At 44.0% G+C, this 17698-nt stretch carries 16 protein-coding genes; all 16 read right to left on the reverse strand.

The features are described from left to right. Positions 1 to 25: 25 nt before the first annotated feature. Positions 26 to 865 (reverse strand): glycosyltransferase, encoded by an 840-nt coding sequence (locus A5320_RS09470; RefSeq protein WP_068063776.1) that lies wholly within the window; start codon positions 863 to 865, stop codon positions 26 to 28. Positions 866 to 1087: 222 nt separating this feature from the next. Further along, the gene (locus A5320_RS09475; RefSeq protein WP_068063778.1) at positions 1088 to 2104 is read right to left on the reverse strand and encodes an MraY family glycosyltransferase; all 1017 of its coding nucleotides are present in this window, start codon (positions 2102 to 2104) and stop codon (positions 1088 to 1090) included. Further along, on the reverse strand, positions 2098 to 3066 hold the full coding sequence (locus A5320_RS09480; protein WP_068063779.1) for a UDP-glucose 4-epimerase family protein: 969 nt from the start codon (positions 3064 to 3066) through the stop codon (positions 2098 to 2100). Before A5320_RS09480 ends, A5320_RS09475 begins: the two co-directional genes overlap by 7 nt. Then, entirely contained in the window at positions 3056 to 4192 is a 1137-nt protein-coding gene (locus tag A5320_RS09485; protein WP_068063780.1) for a glycosyltransferase family 4 protein, read from the reverse strand. The genes A5320_RS09480 and A5320_RS09485 overlap by 11 nt, the downstream gene beginning before the upstream one ends. Next, positions 4193 to 5347: a glycosyltransferase family 4 protein gene (locus A5320_RS09490; protein WP_068063781.1), complete on the reverse strand. Its 1155-nt coding sequence runs from the start codon at positions 5345 to 5347 to the stop codon at positions 4193 to 4195. A gap of 41 nt (positions 5348 to 5388) precedes the next feature. Further along, complete coding sequence (gene asnB, locus A5320_RS09495; RefSeq protein WP_068063783.1) at positions 5389 to 7329, reverse strand: asparagine synthase (glutamine-hydrolyzing); 1941 nt, start codon at positions 7327 to 7329, stop codon at positions 5389 to 5391. 96 nt (positions 7330 to 7425) lie between these two features. Then, the gene (locus A5320_RS09500) at positions 7426 to 8520 is read right to left on the reverse strand and encodes a glycosyltransferase family 4 protein (RefSeq protein ID WP_068063784.1); all 1095 of its coding nucleotides are present in this window, start codon (positions 8518 to 8520) and stop codon (positions 7426 to 7428) included. Beyond that, entirely contained in the window at positions 8521 to 9492 is a 972-nt protein-coding gene (locus tag A5320_RS09505; RefSeq protein WP_068063785.1) for a hypothetical protein, read from the reverse strand. After that, positions 9485 to 10435, reverse strand: coding sequence for a glycosyltransferase family 2 protein (locus tag A5320_RS09510; protein ID WP_068063787.1), 951 nt, complete (start codon positions 10433 to 10435; stop codon positions 9485 to 9487). The genes A5320_RS09505 and A5320_RS09510 overlap by 8 nt, the downstream gene beginning before the upstream one ends. Continuing rightward, the gene (locus A5320_RS09515) at positions 10428 to 11945 is read right to left on the reverse strand and encodes a lipopolysaccharide biosynthesis protein (RefSeq protein ID WP_082971653.1); all 1518 of its coding nucleotides are present in this window, start codon (positions 11943 to 11945) and stop codon (positions 10428 to 10430) included. The genes A5320_RS09510 and A5320_RS09515 overlap by 8 nt, the downstream gene beginning before the upstream one ends. A 16-nt stretch (positions 11946 to 11961) precedes the next feature. Further along, entirely contained in the window at positions 11962 to 12381 is a 420-nt protein-coding gene (locus A5320_RS09520) for a hypothetical protein (protein WP_068063790.1), read from the reverse strand. Between the two features lies 1 nt (position 12382). After that, a complete protein-coding gene (locus A5320_RS09525) occupies positions 12383 to 13468 on the reverse strand; it encodes a DegT/DnrJ/EryC1/StrS family aminotransferase (RefSeq protein ID WP_068063791.1) in 1086 nt (361 codons plus the stop codon). After that, on the reverse strand, positions 13468 to 14331 hold the full coding sequence (rfbA, locus tag A5320_RS09530) for a glucose-1-phosphate thymidylyltransferase RfbA (protein ID WP_068063793.1): 864 nt from the start codon (positions 14329 to 14331) through the stop codon (positions 13468 to 13470). The genes A5320_RS09525 and rfbA overlap by 1 nt, the downstream gene beginning before the upstream one ends. After that, entirely contained in the window at positions 14328 to 15398 is a 1071-nt protein-coding gene (gene rfbB / locus A5320_RS09535; RefSeq protein ID WP_068063795.1) for a dTDP-glucose 4,6-dehydratase, read from the reverse strand. Before rfbB ends, rfbA begins: the two co-directional genes overlap by 4 nt. Before the next feature lie 54 nt (positions 15399 to 15452). Continuing rightward, positions 15453 to 16730 carry a Vi polysaccharide biosynthesis UDP-N-acetylglucosamine C-6 dehydrogenase TviB gene (tviB, locus tag A5320_RS09540; protein ID WP_068063797.1) on the reverse strand — a complete coding sequence of 426 codons (1278 nt, stop codon included), beginning with the start codon at positions 16728 to 16730 and terminating at the stop codon, positions 15453 to 15455. Position 16731: 1 nt separating this feature from the next. Further along, the gene (locus A5320_RS09545) at positions 16732 to 17691 is read right to left on the reverse strand and encodes a Wzz/FepE/Etk N-terminal domain-containing protein (RefSeq protein ID WP_231916721.1); all 960 of its coding nucleotides are present in this window, start codon (positions 17689 to 17691) and stop codon (positions 16732 to 16734) included. Positions 17692 to 17698: the final 7 nt, after the last annotated feature.

Below are 17698 nucleotides of genomic sequence, written 5' to 3' on the forward strand. Positions count from 1 at the left end.
TCTGCAGGATTCAAGCTAAAATTCACTAAATATCGTAACCAATTTTACGCAGTAAATACACCTTTAACGCGACCAGCATCTGGCTATAAGGCGCTGCTTTCAATAACGCCAGCAATCCTGGCCGCTGAGTGTATAACAACTGATAAAACCTTTGACTAGCTTTTTGAGATTCGTTCATCAAATGCTGATGTTTATTAAATAAGTACTCATAACCCTGCCTACGACGCATATGATTAGAGATCCTTTCTGAACCATGGTCCTGATGAACAATATAACTTGTTTGATGGCAGCGCTGACCAGACCCGAAACGTTCCACCAGCCGGATCCAAGTGTCATAATCCTGACAAGACGGCAGATTAATGTCGAAGCCGCCAATGTCTCGCAAATAATATGTTTTCGTAAGAATTTGATTTCCAACAACATTAGCAAATAACAAAGCGTTCAAGTCAATCTCACGCGCACCTTTGTTGCTGGTAAGGATTTGACCGCTGGCAGTTTTGATGATGTATCCGGAGCTCACAAACGACCGGGTTGGATTATTTTGGAACAGTTCGAGTAACGACTCAATTCGCTCTGGTGTAAATTCATCATCGTCGTCCAGACCTGCCAAAAACTCGCCACTGGCTATCGCTATGGCGCGATTACGCGCCGCACAAGCACCTACGGGTTCGTTTTGTAAAATGACACTAATTCTCGGGTCTAATTGAGAAAGCTGCATCACTTGCTGTTGGATAACGGCATCTGAACCATCGTCGACGACGATTATCTCCAGGTTCTTATGCGTCTGTGCCAGACAACTGAGCACCGCACGTTTGAGTAAATCGTATCTGTTACGGGTTGGAATATAGACTGTCACTAACGGCATCTTGAAACCTGACTTCCAGATCCAGTATACGACCGTGCCACGATTAAATGTTTCACTAGCAATTACTCTGGAAGTTATTAAAAAATTACTTTCGCAAGGGGGCGCTATTCTACTGCCATCTCGAGATTCTGCAACCGAAGTAGCAATATCAAACCTTGCTCGCCAGCCTGTGAACCTACACAGACACTTAAGTCCCGAAAAATTACGTTATACCACATCACTTCAGCAACTGTCCTTACCTGCTCGATAATGATGTGCCAAATACAACAACGGTGAATATGCCAATATCAGGGCAATTGCACCATCTAAGTCATAAAAAACTACCAACCAGCTCCAAGGTGCCAGCCAGCACAGGTTAATGAGGCAAACCCCGTAACTGACAGGCCAGTGTTTCCCAAAACGCAATGCAGCATGTTGATATGCATGAGAACGATGGGCTTGATAAAATTTCATTCCCCGCATTGAACGTGCGACTAAGGTGTAGGTAGCATCAACGATAAAAACACCCAGCATAATGAGCCAGGCCCACAACAAGTCAGCAGATACATTCGCCGATAACAGAACCAGCGCCGCAATACTCAAGCCGACAAAACCGCTACCAGCATCCCCCATAAATATTTTTGCTGGCGGATGATTCCAGATAAGAAAACCGGTGACACAACTCGCTAAACCCAGATGTAGCAGCAGCAAGTAATCATGACGATTTCCAAAATAAACCAGCAATACCATAACGATACAAACAGACACGGCTTCAATTGCTGCAATACCGTCAATACCATCCATAAAATTGTAAAGATTAAGCACCCAAACGACACCAAGTACTGCCAGAATATAGGCGAGTTGGCCAAAATCAATTTGATAGCCAAACATCACCAACTCTGGCAATGGCCCTGCCACAAAAACCACTATTGATGCAGCTGTAAAATGTACCATCAAGCGCAATGATGCCTTCACATGACCGTGATCATCAAGAAAACCGATAAACGCGACCAGTATACCACTCAGGACTAATCCCAAAGCCATCGGCCATGACATGAAATTTAAGCCAGCAATGACTGATGTAAACGCCAAATAACAAATAACGACTGCAAGTCCACCACCGCGCGGAGTCGGTATCTTGTGAGAACTACGTTGATTTGGAACGTCAAGGACATTCCGCTTCACGGCGTAAGCACGCAGGATTGCGGTTAGCAACCAGCTTAGAAATATCAGGAGCACATATACCCATGGCTTTAACATCGGCGTTTTCCTTCGGCTAAAAATGCCGCAACTGTTTGGGTAATACCAAGCTTCACCGATACAGGAGGCCGCCAGTCAAGAGTTTTCAAAGTGTCCGTCATGTCAACTTGTAGCGAACCGCATAGTCGGTCAATAACCGCCGATTTTCCGGTTATATTGCCTATAAACTTCAGCAAACTGACTGGTACCGGCACTAACCAAGCGCGTTTTTCAAGTGCTTCTGCAATCAACTGCATTAACTCCGGAGTCGACAAATCATGGTTATCACTCACCATAAAGGTGCGATTGGCGGCTGCTGGGTGATTTATGCAACACAGGATTAAATCAACCAAATTAGGCAATGCAACCAAACTACGCTTATTGTCAACAGAGCCTAGCGGTAACGGCAGTTGCCGTGACATTAACGCGATAAGTTGACGGAAATTTGCCTTAACACCAGGACCGTAGACCAACGGCGGACGAATAATGACAACTTCCATACCGGTCTGGCTGGAAATCTCCATAAGCCCCTGCTCAGCTTCAAATTTTGAAATACCGTAAGGATCACTCGGCATTGGTGATTGTTTGGCATCAAATGCCTGTTGATTGGCCTTGGCGTCACCCATCACTTTAAGCGAACTTAAAAAAATAAAGCGTTTTACGCCAGCCACTGCGGCTTGACGTGCCAAAGTCAGTGTTGTTTCTGTATTCATTTGGCGAAATGCCGCCAATGGATCTGCTGCTTTATCATTCATCATATGAACACGTGCCGCCGTATGGATCACCACATCAATCCCCGACATCGCCACGCTACAATCGCTTTCATGACTAAGTTCGACCACAAAATGTGATTGTTCGGCTAATGCCCTGCGACCAATGGTAACTAATTCATATTGCTCTGAAGCGCACAGATGCTGGCGCAACGCAGACCCAACAAAGCCATGGCTACCGGTTAACAAGATCCGGACTACATTATTCTGCAACTTTTGACTCCGTAAGTAACTGGCTATAAAGCTCCATGTAAATATGACCAATTTGATTTTGACCATATCGGCTCTCTGCCAACTGTCGTCCAGCCAAACCGAACTGTCGCCTCATGGTATCATCTGCCACCAATGTCACGATTGCTTCTGCCAAAGCATCGGCATTTTTTACCGGTACCAACAGCCCGGTTTGTCCAGCGACAATCACATGCCGGCAACCTGGCACATCAGAAGTAATGACCGCTCTTCCACATGCAGCAGCCTCAATTAACACTTTAGGTAAACCTTCCCTGTAAGAAGGTAAGACAATGATATGGCTAGACTTAAATAAGTTAGCTATGTCATGGCAATACCCTAATACCTGTACTTTACCTGTGGATTTGATATCCATAAGCTCATTCTCAGATAAAGATGCAGGATTGTCATGGTCTGTGTCACCGGCAAGGATAAAATCCACGTGGTCAAGGTGCGCCAATTTTGCGGCGGCCGATAGAAATTCAACGACCCCTTTGTCTTTTAATAAACGCGCGGCAAACACAACTCTAATGCGCCCATGCGGCTCAGGTAAAACGTCAAACTTCTCAAGATCAACACCGGCCCCATGGACCACAACTGTTTTATCAGGCTGAACAATGCCGCTTTGGCAAAAATTATGACAATCAGCTTCATTTTCAAATAAAACCCGAATATTGGGATGACCAAAAACATAACGATACATACCCGAAACGAGTCTTTTCAAACCAGAAGTTTTGCCTTGTTGATTGATAAAAACATAACCAAGCCCAGTGACTGCTGACAATACGGCTCGTACACCAGTAACACGAGCAGCAATTCCGCCATAAATCACTGGTTTAATTGTGATTAAATGGACGAGCTCTGGCTTCAGTATACGAAAAAGTCTACACAGCGCCCACAAACTAGTAAGTTCCTGATACAGGTTTCGACCACTACGATTCAAAGGAATTAGGTGATGTATCAGTCCAACAGCTTTGATTTGGTCAATTTCGGGTCCATCCATTGTGGCGACATGTACTTGATATCCAGCAGTCTGAGCGGTCAGTGCAATGTTCAGCCAATGAGATATGAAAAATTTTGGTATGTTAACGACAATCAGAACTTTTTTCATTCAATGACTCAATAAATCGCAATAGATAGTTTTGTAGTGCTGACTCACGTTTTCAATAGAGTACAACTGCTCAACGCGCTTACGCCCAAGCGAACCTTTCTGTGCTAGTTCATCAGGCGATTGTTGCGACATCTCAACGATGGCATTCGCGAGTGCGTTGACGTCACACGCCTCAACAAAAACTGTGTCTGGGCCACCTAACGCTTTAGAATCGCCGACATTAGTCGCAACACATGGTAAACCAGCTAACATTGCCTCCCCTAACGCTACCGGAAAAGCTTCGCTTCGCGACGGCATGCAAAAAAGATCAAATTCTGGCAGCAAGTATGGGACGTCATCACGTTCGCCAAGTAACACCATTTGCTCTACAACACCACAACTTGCAATCAATTCCATCAATTCCACATTGTGCTTATCACAACCTCGTCCAGCCAGAACAAATTTAACGTGTGGAACTTTTTGTGACACCAATTTGATGGTTTGAACCAGAATATCCTGCCCCTTATCGGGATGAAACCTACCAACACATCCCACAACAAACATCGACATGGTTATCCCATGAGCTGAAAGGATTGGCTTCGGTTGTGAGATTGTTTTCTGTAAAGTTGCCGCTGAAAACCCATTTGGGATTATCACCATCTTATGGTCGACATAACCGTACTCAATATGATTTTGCCTCGCCGCTTCAGCAACACATACAATTTTAGCTGGCAACCAAGCAGACAATCTGGCACAACACTGCATCACCAGCTTTGTCAACGGTCGGCCAATCGGCAATTTACTGCAATGAATCCCCCAGACAATATGGCGGATCCCACAATAATAAGCAGCTAACCCGCCAAGTAAATCGGCATGATACATCCAAGTTTGCACCAAATCAGGTTTAAACTGTCGGAGTAATCGGCTTAAGTTCCAAAACGCGGCAGGGAAAGCCAACTTCCCTTTCATGTCTAAAGCATAAACAGAAAAACCCTGTGCTATTAACTGTTCACCAATTTTGCCGATTCCTGTTAGCGAAATAACCAAAATTGAATTTCTTTCATCAATTTGTTGTTCAAGCAAGCGCTTCAACATAAATTCCGCTCCGCCAACATCAAGGTCAGTAATGATGTGGCATATTTTATGAGCACTACTACAAATTTCGTTCTTTGTCATTTCGCAAGTCCTAACGAGCTCTTGGAACCATTTAACAATCTCTAGTTCTTGTGATGATTTTGGTCACTAAGCCAGTGTTGAAAAATAAGAACATTCCAAAGCTGAAAATGCCAATCAGCAACGCCACTCTGATGTTGCATCCACATTTGTCGGACGATTTTAGGATCAAGATATTTTTGGTTGTAAATCAGCTCTGGATCCAACAACGATTCAGCCCACTCTTTTAACGGGCCTCTGAGCCAGGCAGCAAGCGGTACCCCGAATCCTTTTTTTGGACGTTCAATAAGTTTTTTAGGTACGTACTTATCCAGGATCTGCCGGAGACACCATTTATTTTGACCTGCGTTAACTTTCAGATGCTGCGGCATTTGTTGCGCAAATTCAACGATTCGATAATCCAGCAACGGGATCCGGCTTTCAAGTGAAACAGCCATTGAGGCGCGATCTACTTTGGCCAAAATATCGTCAGGAAGATAAGTCAAACCATCAACCAACATTAACGATTCTAATTTGGGTGGTAGAAATTTGCAGTCCGTAAACACCGTACTCACTGGATTACTGAATATAACTAACTGGTGCGCCAGTGTTGTGTGCGAAAGCATCGACTGGTAATAGCTTATAAAGTCATCAGCGTTACTGACGTTGGCCATTTTCGCAAGTCGATGTCCAGCATTGCGGCCTTCAGGTTGAATACGAAATAAATGACTGATCTGATTACATACAAAGGGTGATACGAATCTTGCTAGGGGCATCAACTTGCGGGTAACAGGATGACTTTCCTGCAATCGTCTCCAGGTATCAGCACAATGTTGATATCTGGAGTATCCAGAAAACAGCTCATCGCCGGCATCACCGGAAAGCGCGACGGCAACTTTACTTTTCGCCAACATCGACACTAAAAAAGTAGGGATCTGTGACGAGTCCGCAAATGGTTCGTCATAGATAGATGCCAATTTGGGAACGACATTTAAGGTATCCTGATCACTTAAATATAGTTCTGTATGATCAGTACCAAGGTGAGACGCAACTTTACTGGCAAAATGCGCTTCATCAAACTCGCGCTGGTCAAATCCAATGGTAAAGGTTTTCACTGGTGACGAAGATAGAGACTGCATTAATGAAACTATCAACGAAGAATCCACACCACCCGACAAGAAAGCGCCAACGGGCACATCGGACATCAGCTGTGCCTGAACAGAACCTTTGATCATCTGATGCAGTTGTTCAATTATTTCTTGATCCGAATAATGTGCTGACAGCTTAAGCTCTCTAGCGTGAATTTGCTGCAAACTCCAGTAGGTTCTCACCTCAACATCGCCGGGATGTTCCAAACTCACTTTCAACATACACCCCTGCTGCAATTTACTCACAGATTTGTAGATTGAGTAAGGCGCTGGTACATAGCTGTACTGCATATACAACGCCAGCGCATCGCGGTTAATTTCGGCGTCAAACGCTGGATGACATCGCAGTGCTTTTAACTCTGAGCCGAATAAAAAAACGCCCTGACACCAGCCATAATAAAGGGGTTTTTCTCCCATCCGATCACGAACCAGTACGAGTTCTTTTTGCTGTAAATCCCATACCGCGATACTAAACATTCCGACTAGTTTTTCGACTGTTTGCTCAATGCCCCAATGGTCAAAAGCAGCCAGAATAGTTTCCGTATCAGAATGGCCGCGCCAGACGGCAAAAGAGCATTTTTCCGCCAGTTCATCACGGATCGCCAAGTGATTGTAGATTTCGCCGTTGAACGCAATCACATAACGTTTGGATAAAGAAGCCATAGGCTGATGGCCTGCAGGCGATAAATCAACAATCGCTAAACGTCGATGAGAGAGTCCAATACCATCTGCAGGATGGTACCACTGCCCTTGGTCATCAGGTCCTCGATGGGAGATGGAATTTCCCATTTTTATCAACCAATTATTGGCAATTTCTGCATCTTGCATTTTGCTCAGAAAACCTGCGAATCCACACATAAAAAATTCAACTCCACAGTATTCCCACTGCACTTTTGTATTAAAGTATTATCCAGAAAAGCAAAGGATCTTCAGGAAAACCGAGCATCCAGCTGTTTACTGTAGGCTTTGAAAAATCTCTTCCCAGACTAGCACCACTGTTTCCAAATTGTATTTACCATGGACAGCCTCCTCTGCAACGACACCTAATTGGATCCGAGTATCGTCATTAGCCATCAGTTCACGTAACACTTCAGTGAGTGTTGATTGTTCATTTAGAGGTACTAACCTAGCAATTAATCCGCGTTCAGTGATCTCGGCAGGTCCGCTTGGACAATCGTAAACAATTGCTGGAACCGCCAGACCCAAGGCTTCCAGCAGGGCATTTGGAAAGCCTTCAAAACACGATGTCATCATAAAAATATCGGCGTCTACAAGTTTATTCCATGGTTCCTTAGTATCTCCACAGAGCTTGATTTGCGACTGACATGAAGACTGACGGATTAAATCTTCTAGATTTTGTCGACATGGGCCATCACCGTAGATGTTTAACTGCCAATCCGGAAATAATTCAGCTACAGCAGCAAATGCATTAATCACGTGTTCTGTCTGTTTACTTGCGGTCAGTCGCCCTAGGCTGACAACCGTCTTGCCGATTGATAATGCGGATTTCCGATACTCTGAGCGTGAGAACGGTAGCGGATTTGCGACAACTCTGATTTGGCTAATGTTATTGAATAACTTTGGCACTTTTTTGGCGACAGCATCGGTTTGTACTGTGAGCACATCTGCGTACTGATACAAATACTTACAGAGCTTTTTCCACAATAACGGCTGTGGAAAAAACTCTGGGTCGGTCCGTTCACTGACAATGACGGGTACTCGAAGCCCGACTGTCGCCAATATTGCCATTATATTTGCACTGGGTAAAAAAGACACCACAACATCCGGTTGAGCGTGACGGATCATTTGCCGTAATTTGTATAGCCTTGCAAATGACAGTGTTGACTTACCGAACATACAGTGAAGGTCATTGGCCAGATACTTTAATTCGATGGCAGGTTCCAGAGTGAAAAAACATGGGTCTACCCCAGCATAAGTCGCGACCAACGTCACCTGATGCCCACGCTTGACCCAAGCATTACAAAGTGTTGTTGCAACACGCTCGGCGCCGCCAAACTGGAGTGAGCTAACCAAAAACATAATATTCATTTAACGTACCCAATAAATCCATTGGACTATTGAAAAAGCCATAAATGTGAGAATAACCAAAGGTTTTTCAACAGAACCAAATCTAAATAATGAAACAAAAATGAAAGGCAAAGCTGCAGACAAAAAGCGTAAACCATAGACTGAAAACACTGTACAAAACACGAACACTGACAGAAATGTTACTGCTATTGCATTAGAGTAATCTCGGAAGAATCTTCTTTCCTGAAAATAACACATAGCCAGGATAAAAACCCATATCGAAGCGTAAGACCAATTCGAAGCATCTACATCGTAATTCACACGTCTATCGCCCAAATAACCTAAAATCCAACCGCGTAGCGGTCCTACAGTTAAGGCAACAAGAAAGCCAGTAAACACGAGTAACATGCATGATACGATGTTCTGAAATTCATACTTTTCCGACCATTTAATAACTAAGTAAACCGCAAATGCGATAAAAGCGAATAAAAATGTTGCAGTATGGATAAAGAATGCTGCACAAACTAATAAAAATATTAAAAATCGCACCTTAACGTTGTAAGCAAAAAGTAAAAGAACCATTGCCGCAGCCATTCGAAGCTGCGAACATGCCAAATCGACAAAGATAGGATTAATCAAAAAAATAATACCTAACAAACCGACTCTGGAAGCTATAAAATAACTGTAGGAGAATGCAGTTAAAAATGTAACGGCACCAAATATTTCATTGAGTGACAGCCCAACAGACGTGTTTAACCAACGAACCCCTTTGTTCCAGAGTTGCTCATTAAATAGGAAGAAGAAAAAGGTTTCTTTGCTAAAATCAACTTCTACATCAGGTTTACCCTGAAACATGTAAAAATAAATGCCACGGTCTTCAAACCGAATTCCCTGAAGCGCTTCCCAATCTATAAGCAAAAATGCCGTTGCAAAAATAAATGCTGCAACAAAAGATAAGAATTTTTTTTCAAACTCTTGCGAAACGCTATACATTTAAATCCGTACCACGTTCAAAAGCTTTATTCAGATTTTTAATTCGACTCGAATCAAAAATCTTCCAAATCAAGACCAAATCAGTAAATCGAGGCAGCGCCTTGCACGAGATAAATAACTTTATAAACTTCATTTTTAATGGATGTCTTAAATATAATCGCGTGAACACTTCAAAAAGAGCCTGTGCTGCAAATGCGCGTTTAAGTTCCGGATTTTCCTTCAACATCAATGTCATAAAGTCTAACTTTGCAATACCGACATACATTCCGCCTTTTTGACGAGTTAGCGTCTGATCCTGGCTGAAGAAACGGTAAACACCATAAGGTTCATCAATGTAGGCAGCATAACCACCATTTTTTACAAAGGTGAGAGTGATGTAATAATCGATGGTCGGCTTATCACAGACGGTGAGCGATTTTGCACTTGCCCGATACATACTTCCGGAATGACAACCGGTCATTCCATAAAATTTAGCTAAATCCGCAAAGTAAAATCGATCTTGCCCTGTGATTTCTTTCAAGGGCACAACTGGCATACCCAGTGCAGTTTGTCCCTTCTCATTAAGGACCACCATCCGGTGCCAAACGATATTACAGTCAGAGTTATCATCGAGATAGGATTTTAATGCTTGAAGTTTGCCTGGCAGTGCATAGTCATCGCCATCCAAATGGGCAATATATTTACCTTGGGCTGGGTTATGCACAGAGAAATAATTGCCTATAGGACCAACATTCACTTCGTGCCGAATAACCCGGATGAGTTCCGGATGCTCTTTTTGCATTGATAGCAGTTCATCACTGGTCCCATCCGTTGAGCAATCATCACCAACGATAATTTCAAAATCACAGTCAACCACCTGTTCAACAATGCTCTGAATGCAACGCCGGATATAATTGACTTGGTTATAAGTGACAATACAAATACTAATCAATGGTTTATGCATAATGTGATTTGATCCAATGTTCAATAAATTTACGAAATGTTTTCGAAGACAATGCCGCAATCAAAGTTAGAAAAACCCAAATTGCGCTAGTTGTAACTACAACCTCAGCAGTTCCTTTTAAAGCAAGGTTTGAATATTCAAGAACATAACTTATCAACGTGACCGCGCAAATCGCTGGGACAAAATCGACAAACACGTAATTACGAAATGCAAACTTGGAAAACTTACCAATCAGAACCGGTTGCCAAACGAAGAAATAAATAATAACAGAAATACACCAGGCCCATGAGCAACCTTCTACACCTGCAAAATAAATCCCTATTGGAGCAGAGACGACAATACAGACCAACAAGAACAGTGAACTAAGGTTGCGTAATCGCAAATCGCCAGCGGCAAAATTAAGTACATAAGAAACTGATGCTATTGCCAATACGGAATTACCTAACACATACCATTTAAGTATCGGATTAACTTGAGCCACAAAGTCCGGTTCATTCGACCATATGGATAACAATTCTGCACCATACAAAAAGGTTATGGCGCAAGTAGGCAGTACGAGGACAGTCACAGAAGTGAGTAAAATTCCAAAAATATGACTAATTGCCTCGAAGCTGCCACTGGAATAAAGTATCGTTACCTTTGGTAAGGCGGCATTAATCATTGGAGCAGTCATGACTGTAATCACTCCGGCGACAGTAACCGCGATGTAGAAAAAGCTAAAATCAGCAAGTTCAGACATAGCGGAAACATAAATTTTATCGACCTGTGTGGTTGCAATCCACAGTAATGTCGAAACGCCAACTGCGATACAAAAGCTAAACGTCTGAGCATATTCAGCTTTTGACAAAGGTCGAACTTCAATCGAATCCGCAAAATTTAAAAGTTTATTTGTTTTGGCAACTAACAAAACTAATTCGAATAACTGGATCATGAGTTGATAAGCAAAATACTCAACAATCGTGAAATCCCAAAAATACATGAGAGGAATTATCACCAAAAATTTCAGAGTAGTGATACTAACGTTAAAAACAGCTAGCCAACGTAGCGCATCCAAACCAAAAACCAGAGATCGATAATAAATACATATCCATCTCAAGGACAAAATTAAGGCGATTAACTGAATACAATGATTTACAAGTTGCGGTTCTAAATCATCAGAATTTAACCATACCTTTGCAACAAAATCGGATCCAAAAAAGAACAAGGAAAAAATAAAAACAGCTAAGATCAGGAAAATTTTCTTTAAATGATGAAGAAGTGACTTAAAAAATGCAGCTTCGCCTATCCCAGAGCGGTATCTCGAAGATTCTCTGCTAAGTAACGCAGAAAAACCTAAATCCAACATATTCATTATGGACTGAAGCAGAACTGAAAATGCGATCAGGCCATAAACTGAAGGTCCGAAAAAGTTTGTAAATACCGGGATAACCATGATGGCTACCAGAGCCATGTACAGTTGGCTTCCAGAATTCCAAATTACTGAATTCATTATTTTTGTAGACATCGGCATCAACTTAAAAAGCTCATTAGCTGTCGCCAATGCTTTCGAATTTTTGGCTTAAAGCGAATAAACCAGTCTTACGCAGTTTAAAAAAACACGCAGGTAGTGAAAACGTCTGACAATCGTGACTAACAACCTTCGTAGCGGCGCTTTCAAACATGGTCACAGCGGGATAGTCATCACTTAAGCGATGAATTAAGACTCGGGATGTGAAATTAAAATCATCTGCCAGATTGGTTTTACTATACAGGGCAATATGGGAATAGTTGCCAAGTTCAATGCAACCCTCCCCGGCGAATAGCACGGCAAAATCGTCAGTAAGGACATGATTGCCAATCGTGATCTGGCTACAATCATAAAAACTGTCTTTATCTGAAATATGCACCGGATCGCCTAGGCGGGCAAGCCCCTTTGCCGACAACTGTTCGCAGGTTGACAAAGCCATATCAGAGGCTCTGCCTGACGGCATCACAGATGTATGTTATTTCAGTTGCCGCTAAATCGAAATACAACGGCAAACACAAGGTACGGCTGGCGTAATCTTCCGACACCACACAAGTTTTCATACCTGGATATTGATAATCCGCTAAGGTGTTGATTGAAGGCGAAAAATAACGGCGCGCAGCGATTCCTTTTGCGGCAAGGGCGTTGAAAACTACGGTCGCTTCCCCGGCACTTCGCAGCAAAATCGGGAAATAGGCTCCGTTAAAATTACCTGAAGTATGCCAGAGTGGCAGTGTGACTACGTCCTTCAATAAGCTTTGATATAAACAGAAATTTGCCTGACGTTTCTCCAGCACAGTGTCAATATTATCCAGTACTGCTAAACCCATCGCTGCGTGTGCTTCACTCATTTTGCAATTGATACCAGGACCGCCAATGCTGCCAATTCGCGTATCAATGCCAAAATTAGTCATTTTTTCTGCTGCTGCATAGGCGTCAGCGTCGGCAAAGACTACGGCCCCACCTTCGATGGTGTGAAACACTTTCGTCGCATGAAAACTGAGCGTTGACGCATCACCAAAATTCAGCACACTCTGGCCGTCCACTTTGATACCAAAGGCATGCGCAGCATCATAAATTACTTTCAGGCCGTGCTCTTTGCGGATTGTTTCAAAAGCATGCACATCACAGGGATTGCCGTACACGTGAACCGGGACAACTGCGGTAATATCATGATGCAAACGTGCCAGTACATCTTTGGGATCTAAATTGAAACTACCAGGTTCAATGTCGGCAAATTCCGGCCGGATCCCTTCCCACTGTAACGAGCTGCTGGTGGCAATAAAGGTAAAAGGTGTGGTCAATGCGGCAGTCTTAACCTGCAACGCCCGATAAGCCAGTTGCATGGCCAGAGTCCCATTGGCAACTAACAACAAGTTTTTGACGCCGAGCCAATCCTCCAGCCGTTCTTTCAGCTGTTGCACCAGCGGGCCATTATTGGTCAGCCAATTACGGGCATAGGCTTGTTCCAGGTATTTTTGATACTCTGCAAAAGGCGGCTGATAAGGTCGGTTTACCGGAATATTCATCACTGCACTAAATCCATTAAATACTGGCCATAACTGTTTTTTGCCATCAGATTGGCGCGAACGAGCAACTGCTGCAGATCAATCCAGCCCTGGTTGTAGGCAATTTCTTCCAGCGCGGCAATTTTAAATCCCTGGCGGTGTTCAATGGTTTGCACAAACATACTGGCTTCGAGCAGACTTTCATGTGTGCCGGTGTCCAGCCAGGCAAATCCACGCCCCAGCATTTCCATCTGTAATTGTCCGAGATCCAAATAGGCCTGATTCACGCAGGTGATCTCAAGCTCGCCACGCGCCGAAGGTTGGATTGATTTAGCAATATCAATGACGTTATTGTCATAAAAATACAAACCGGTCGCCGCATAATTTGACTTGGGTTTCAGCGGTTTCTCTTCCAGCGACAACACTTTTTGGTCTTTATCAAACTCCACCACACCAAAGCGCTGCGGATCTTTGACCTGATAACCAAAGATAGTAGCGCCGGTCTTACGGCTGGCCGCACGCTGCAATTTCGGACTAAACCCTTGACCGTAAAAAATATTGTCGCCTAACACCAGACAAACCGCATCGTTACCAATAAAGGATTCGCCAATCAGAAAAGCTTGCGCCAATCCATCAGGACTGTCCTGCACGGCATAGGTCAGTGCAATACCAAAATTGCTGCCATCACCGAGCAAACGGGTAAAGGAAGCCTGATCTTCGGGTGTGGTAATGATTAAAATATCGCGAATGCCGGCCAACATCAGCACCGACAACGGGTAATAAATCATCGGTTTGTCATACACCGGCAGCAACTGCTTGGAAATACCCTGGGTAATCGGATATAACCTGGTGCCTGAGCCACCTGCCAGAATGATACCTTTCATTGTTGATTTCCTGCACCAAGCCGCTGAAGCTGATAACTACCGTTTAACACCGCCTGTGACCAAGCCGGGTGCTGCAGGTACCACAATACGGTTTTGCGTAAGCCACTTTCGAATGTTTCTTGCGGTCTCCAGCCTAACTCGGATTCAATCTTGCCGGCATCAATCGCGTAACGCAGATCATGGCCTGGCCGGTCAGTGACATAGGTGATCAAATCCCGATAATGGCTGATACCAGCAGGTTTTTGCGGCGCGAGTTCTTCTAATAAGCTACAGATTGCTTCAACCACTTCGATATTCTGCTTTTCGTTATGGCCACCGATGTTATAGGTCTCGCCAATACCGCCGCGTGTCACTACCTGATACAAAGCTATGGCGTGATCTTCGACATAAAGCCAATCGCGGATTTGATTGCCTTTGCCATATACCGGCAACGGTTTACCAGCCAGTGCATTCAGGATAATCAGCGGGATCAGTTTTTCCGGAAAATGATAAGGGCCATAATTGTTTGAACAATTGGTAATGACCACTGGCAAACCATAAGTCCGGTGCCAGGCGCGAACCAAATGGTCACTGGCCGCTTTTGAAGCAGAATACGGGCTGCTTGGCGCATAAGGTGTTTGCTCGGTGAACAAATCGTCACTGCCATGCAAATCGCCATACACTTCATCGGTCGAAATATGATGGAAACGAAATGTCAGACGGCGTTCCGGACTGAGGCTCTGCCAATACTGGCGGCACGCTTCAAGCAAGCTGTAAGTGCCAACAATATTGGTGTGAATAAAGTCAGCCGGGCCATCAATAGAGCGGTCAACATGGCTCTCTGCGGCCAGATGCATCATCAGATCCGGTTGATAAGATTGCAGCACTTCTGACACGCTGGCGCTCTGTGTGATATCAAGCTGTACAAAGCTATACCGAGGATTGCTGCTAACATCGGCCAGCGACTGCAAATTGCCGGCATAAGTCAGCTTATCAAGATTCATCACTGAATCATTCGTCTGTTGAATGATATACCGAACCAGTGCAGAACCGATAAAACCGGCTCCGCCCGTCACTAAAATTTTCAAATTTACTCTCTTTCTGTCAAAGCTTTACAACGGTAAGTCTGCTGTTACCTGTTCTTACAAACGTAAGTCGCTTTCGTCAACGCTCAGCACATATTTTAAGTCGTACAGCACGTGGTCGGTTTTACCAAAAGCACGAATGCCGCTGGCTGCCAGTTGACGGAATTGCTGATGTGCCACGGCCAGAATCACTGCGTCGTAACTACCTTGCACAGGCGCGGCGACCGGTGTCAGACCATATTCATGCTGTGCTTCCTGCGCATCTACCCAAGGGTCAAACACATCAGGCTGCATACCGTATTCTTTAAGCTCAGCCAAAATATCCACCACTTTGGTATTACGGATATCCGGACAATTTTCTTTAAACGTCAGACCCAGAACCAACACTTTGGCTCCAGAAACAGTAATCTGTTGTTTAATCATCTGCTTCACCAACTGCGACACCACATACTTGGCCATACCATCGTTAATACGACGTCCGGCCAGGATCACTTCCGGATGATAACCAAGGGCTTGCGCCTTATGCGTGAGGTAATACGGATCCACTCCGATACAATGCCCACCCACCAGACCTGGCCGGAACGGCAGGAAATTCCACTTGGTACCGGCAGCTAATAACACTTCTTCGGTGTCGATACCCATCCGGTTAAAAATGACGGCCAGCTCGTTAATTAATGCAATATTCAAATCACGCTGCGTGTTTTCAATCACCTTTGCAGCTTCAGCAACTTTAATGCTGGAGGCTTTGTAGGTACCCGCGGTAATAATACTGCGGTAGACTTCGTCCACATACTCAGCAATTTCCGGTGTAGAACCGGAAGTGACCTTTTTAATCGTGGTGACACGGTGTTCTTTATCACCAGGATTAATTCGCTCCGGGCTGTAACCGGCATAAAAGTCCTGGTTAAATTTCAAACCGGAAATCCGTTCGATCACCGGAATACAATCTTCTTCAGTCGCGCCTGGATAAACCGTTGATTCAAATACCACCACATTACCGGCGCTGATCACTTTGCCAAGTGTTTCTGAAGCTTTAATCAGGGGTGTTAAATCGGGTTGGCGATGCTGATCAATAGGTGTTGGAACTGTGACGATATAAAAATTCGCATGCCGTAAATCTTCTAAATCGGCGCTATAAGTAAGTTGGGTTGATTCAGCCAGTTCTTCCGGGCTTACTTCCAACGTATGATCCTGACCAGATTTCAGCTCGGCGATGCGTCCTTTATTGATATCAAAACCCAAAGTGGAGAACTTTTTACCAAATTCCACAGCCAGTGGTAATCCGACATAACCAAGGCCGATAATGGCGATTTTCAACTGTGCAACATTATACATATCAACTCCCTTTTAACTCTGCCCGGCCAGCCAACAATATGCGCACATAGCCCACCATCATTAATAATAATCCCATACTGAACATTGACACCAAAACTACCATCGACCGACGGGGTTTGACTTTTTCCTCTGGTAAAAACGCAGGATCAACAACTTTCAGAACATATTCTTCACGAATATTCGCCATCATCAGAGTCTTCGTTTGTTCTTCTATCAGTTGCGCTAATGAGTTTCTGATTTCTGCGACTTTGGTATCCTGTAGTTGCTCTGACAGGTACTTTAAACTACTTTGCGCCTCCAGAATGTCACGTTGGCGAATATCATTGTTCACCGCAATAATTAACTGCTGCGTCCATAACTGCACTAACTCCGGTGACAGGTGTTCAATAGATACTTTCACCATTCCGGTTATTTTATCCTTGCTGATGTCCATCAATCCACTCAGCTCAACTGCCGCTTCTTCAAAGCTTGGTTCTGGTTTGCGCGGAGGTATGGCGGCTCTAACCCAAAGTTTATTCTTGGTATCATAAATATCTTCATCATAGATAAAAGTACCTGAAGTCAGATCCCAATTCTTAGCAGCCATAATCGGTATCAGCAGCTTATATTCGGTGATAAATTGGCTCAAAAACCGTCTGGATTTTAACAGCTCAATAGCTAAGTCAGTTTTATCGATACCACCAGATGCCGACAAATTCACGCCGGCAAGCGAAGCTAAACCACCTAACTGACTACCAAGACCACCTAATCCGGCTTTTTTTTCTGTAGCTGGCGCCAAAACAACGGTAGTTCTATAAATGTTTGGCATTTGTAAAGCGAAATAAACCGAAGCAGCAGCAGTGAAAAACATCACTATTACTACATACCATTTTAAGCGCCACAGTTCGCCGAGTATTTCCGAGAAACCGATTTGAAGAGGGATCTTATTCTGTGCAGTCGCTTTTACATCCACTTTATACACTTCCAAT

It is taken from the genome of Rheinheimera sp. SA_1 (assembly GCF_001669775.1).
Lineage (GTDB): Bacteria > Pseudomonadota > Gammaproteobacteria > Enterobacterales > Alteromonadaceae > Pararheinheimera.

Coding starts and splice junctions, on each gene's coding strand:
- A5320_RS09470 (WP_068063776.1), bottom strand. CDS start 865: ATGCCGTTAGTGACAGTCTATATTCCAACCCGTAACAGATACGATTTA.
- A5320_RS09475 (WP_068063778.1), bottom strand. CDS start 2,104: ATGTTAAAGCCATGGGTATATGTGCTCCTGATATTTCTAAGCTGGTTG.
- A5320_RS09485 (WP_068063780.1), bottom strand. CDS start 4,192: ATGAAAAAAGTTCTGATTGTCGTTAACATACCAAAATTTTTCATATCT.
- A5320_RS09490 (WP_068063781.1), bottom strand. CDS start 5,347: ATGACAAAGAACGAAATTTGTAGTAGTGCTCATAAAATATGCCACATC.
- asnB (WP_068063783.1), bottom strand. CDS start 7,329: ATGTGTGGATTCGCAGGTTTTCTGAGCAAAATGCAAGATGCAGAAATT.
- A5320_RS09500 (WP_068063784.1), bottom strand. CDS start 8,520: ATGAATATTATGTTTTTGGTTAGCTCACTCCAGTTTGGCGGCGCCGAG.
- A5320_RS09505 (WP_068063785.1), bottom strand. CDS start 9,492: ATGTATAGCGTTTCGCAAGAGTTTGAAAAAAAATTCTTATCTTTTGTT.
- A5320_RS09510 (WP_068063787.1), bottom strand. CDS start 10,435: ATGCATAAACCATTGATTAGTATTTGTATTGTCACTTATAACCAAGTC.
- A5320_RS09515 (WP_082971653.1), bottom strand. CDS start 11,945: ATGCCGATGTCTACAAAAATAATGAATTCAGTAATTTGGAATTCTGGA.
- A5320_RS09520 (WP_068063790.1), bottom strand. CDS start 12,381: ATGGCTTTGTCAACCTGCGAACAGTTGTCGGCAAAGGGGCTTGCCCGC.
- A5320_RS09525 (WP_068063791.1), bottom strand. CDS start 13,468: ATGAATATTCCGGTAAACCGACCTTATCAGCCGCCTTTTGCAGAGTAT.
- rfbA (WP_068063793.1), bottom strand. CDS start 14,331: ATGAAAGGTATCATTCTGGCAGGTGGCTCAGGCACCAGGTTATATCCG.
- tviB (WP_068063797.1), bottom strand. CDS start 16,730: ATGTATAATGTTGCACAGTTGAAAATCGCCATTATCGGCCTTGGTTAT.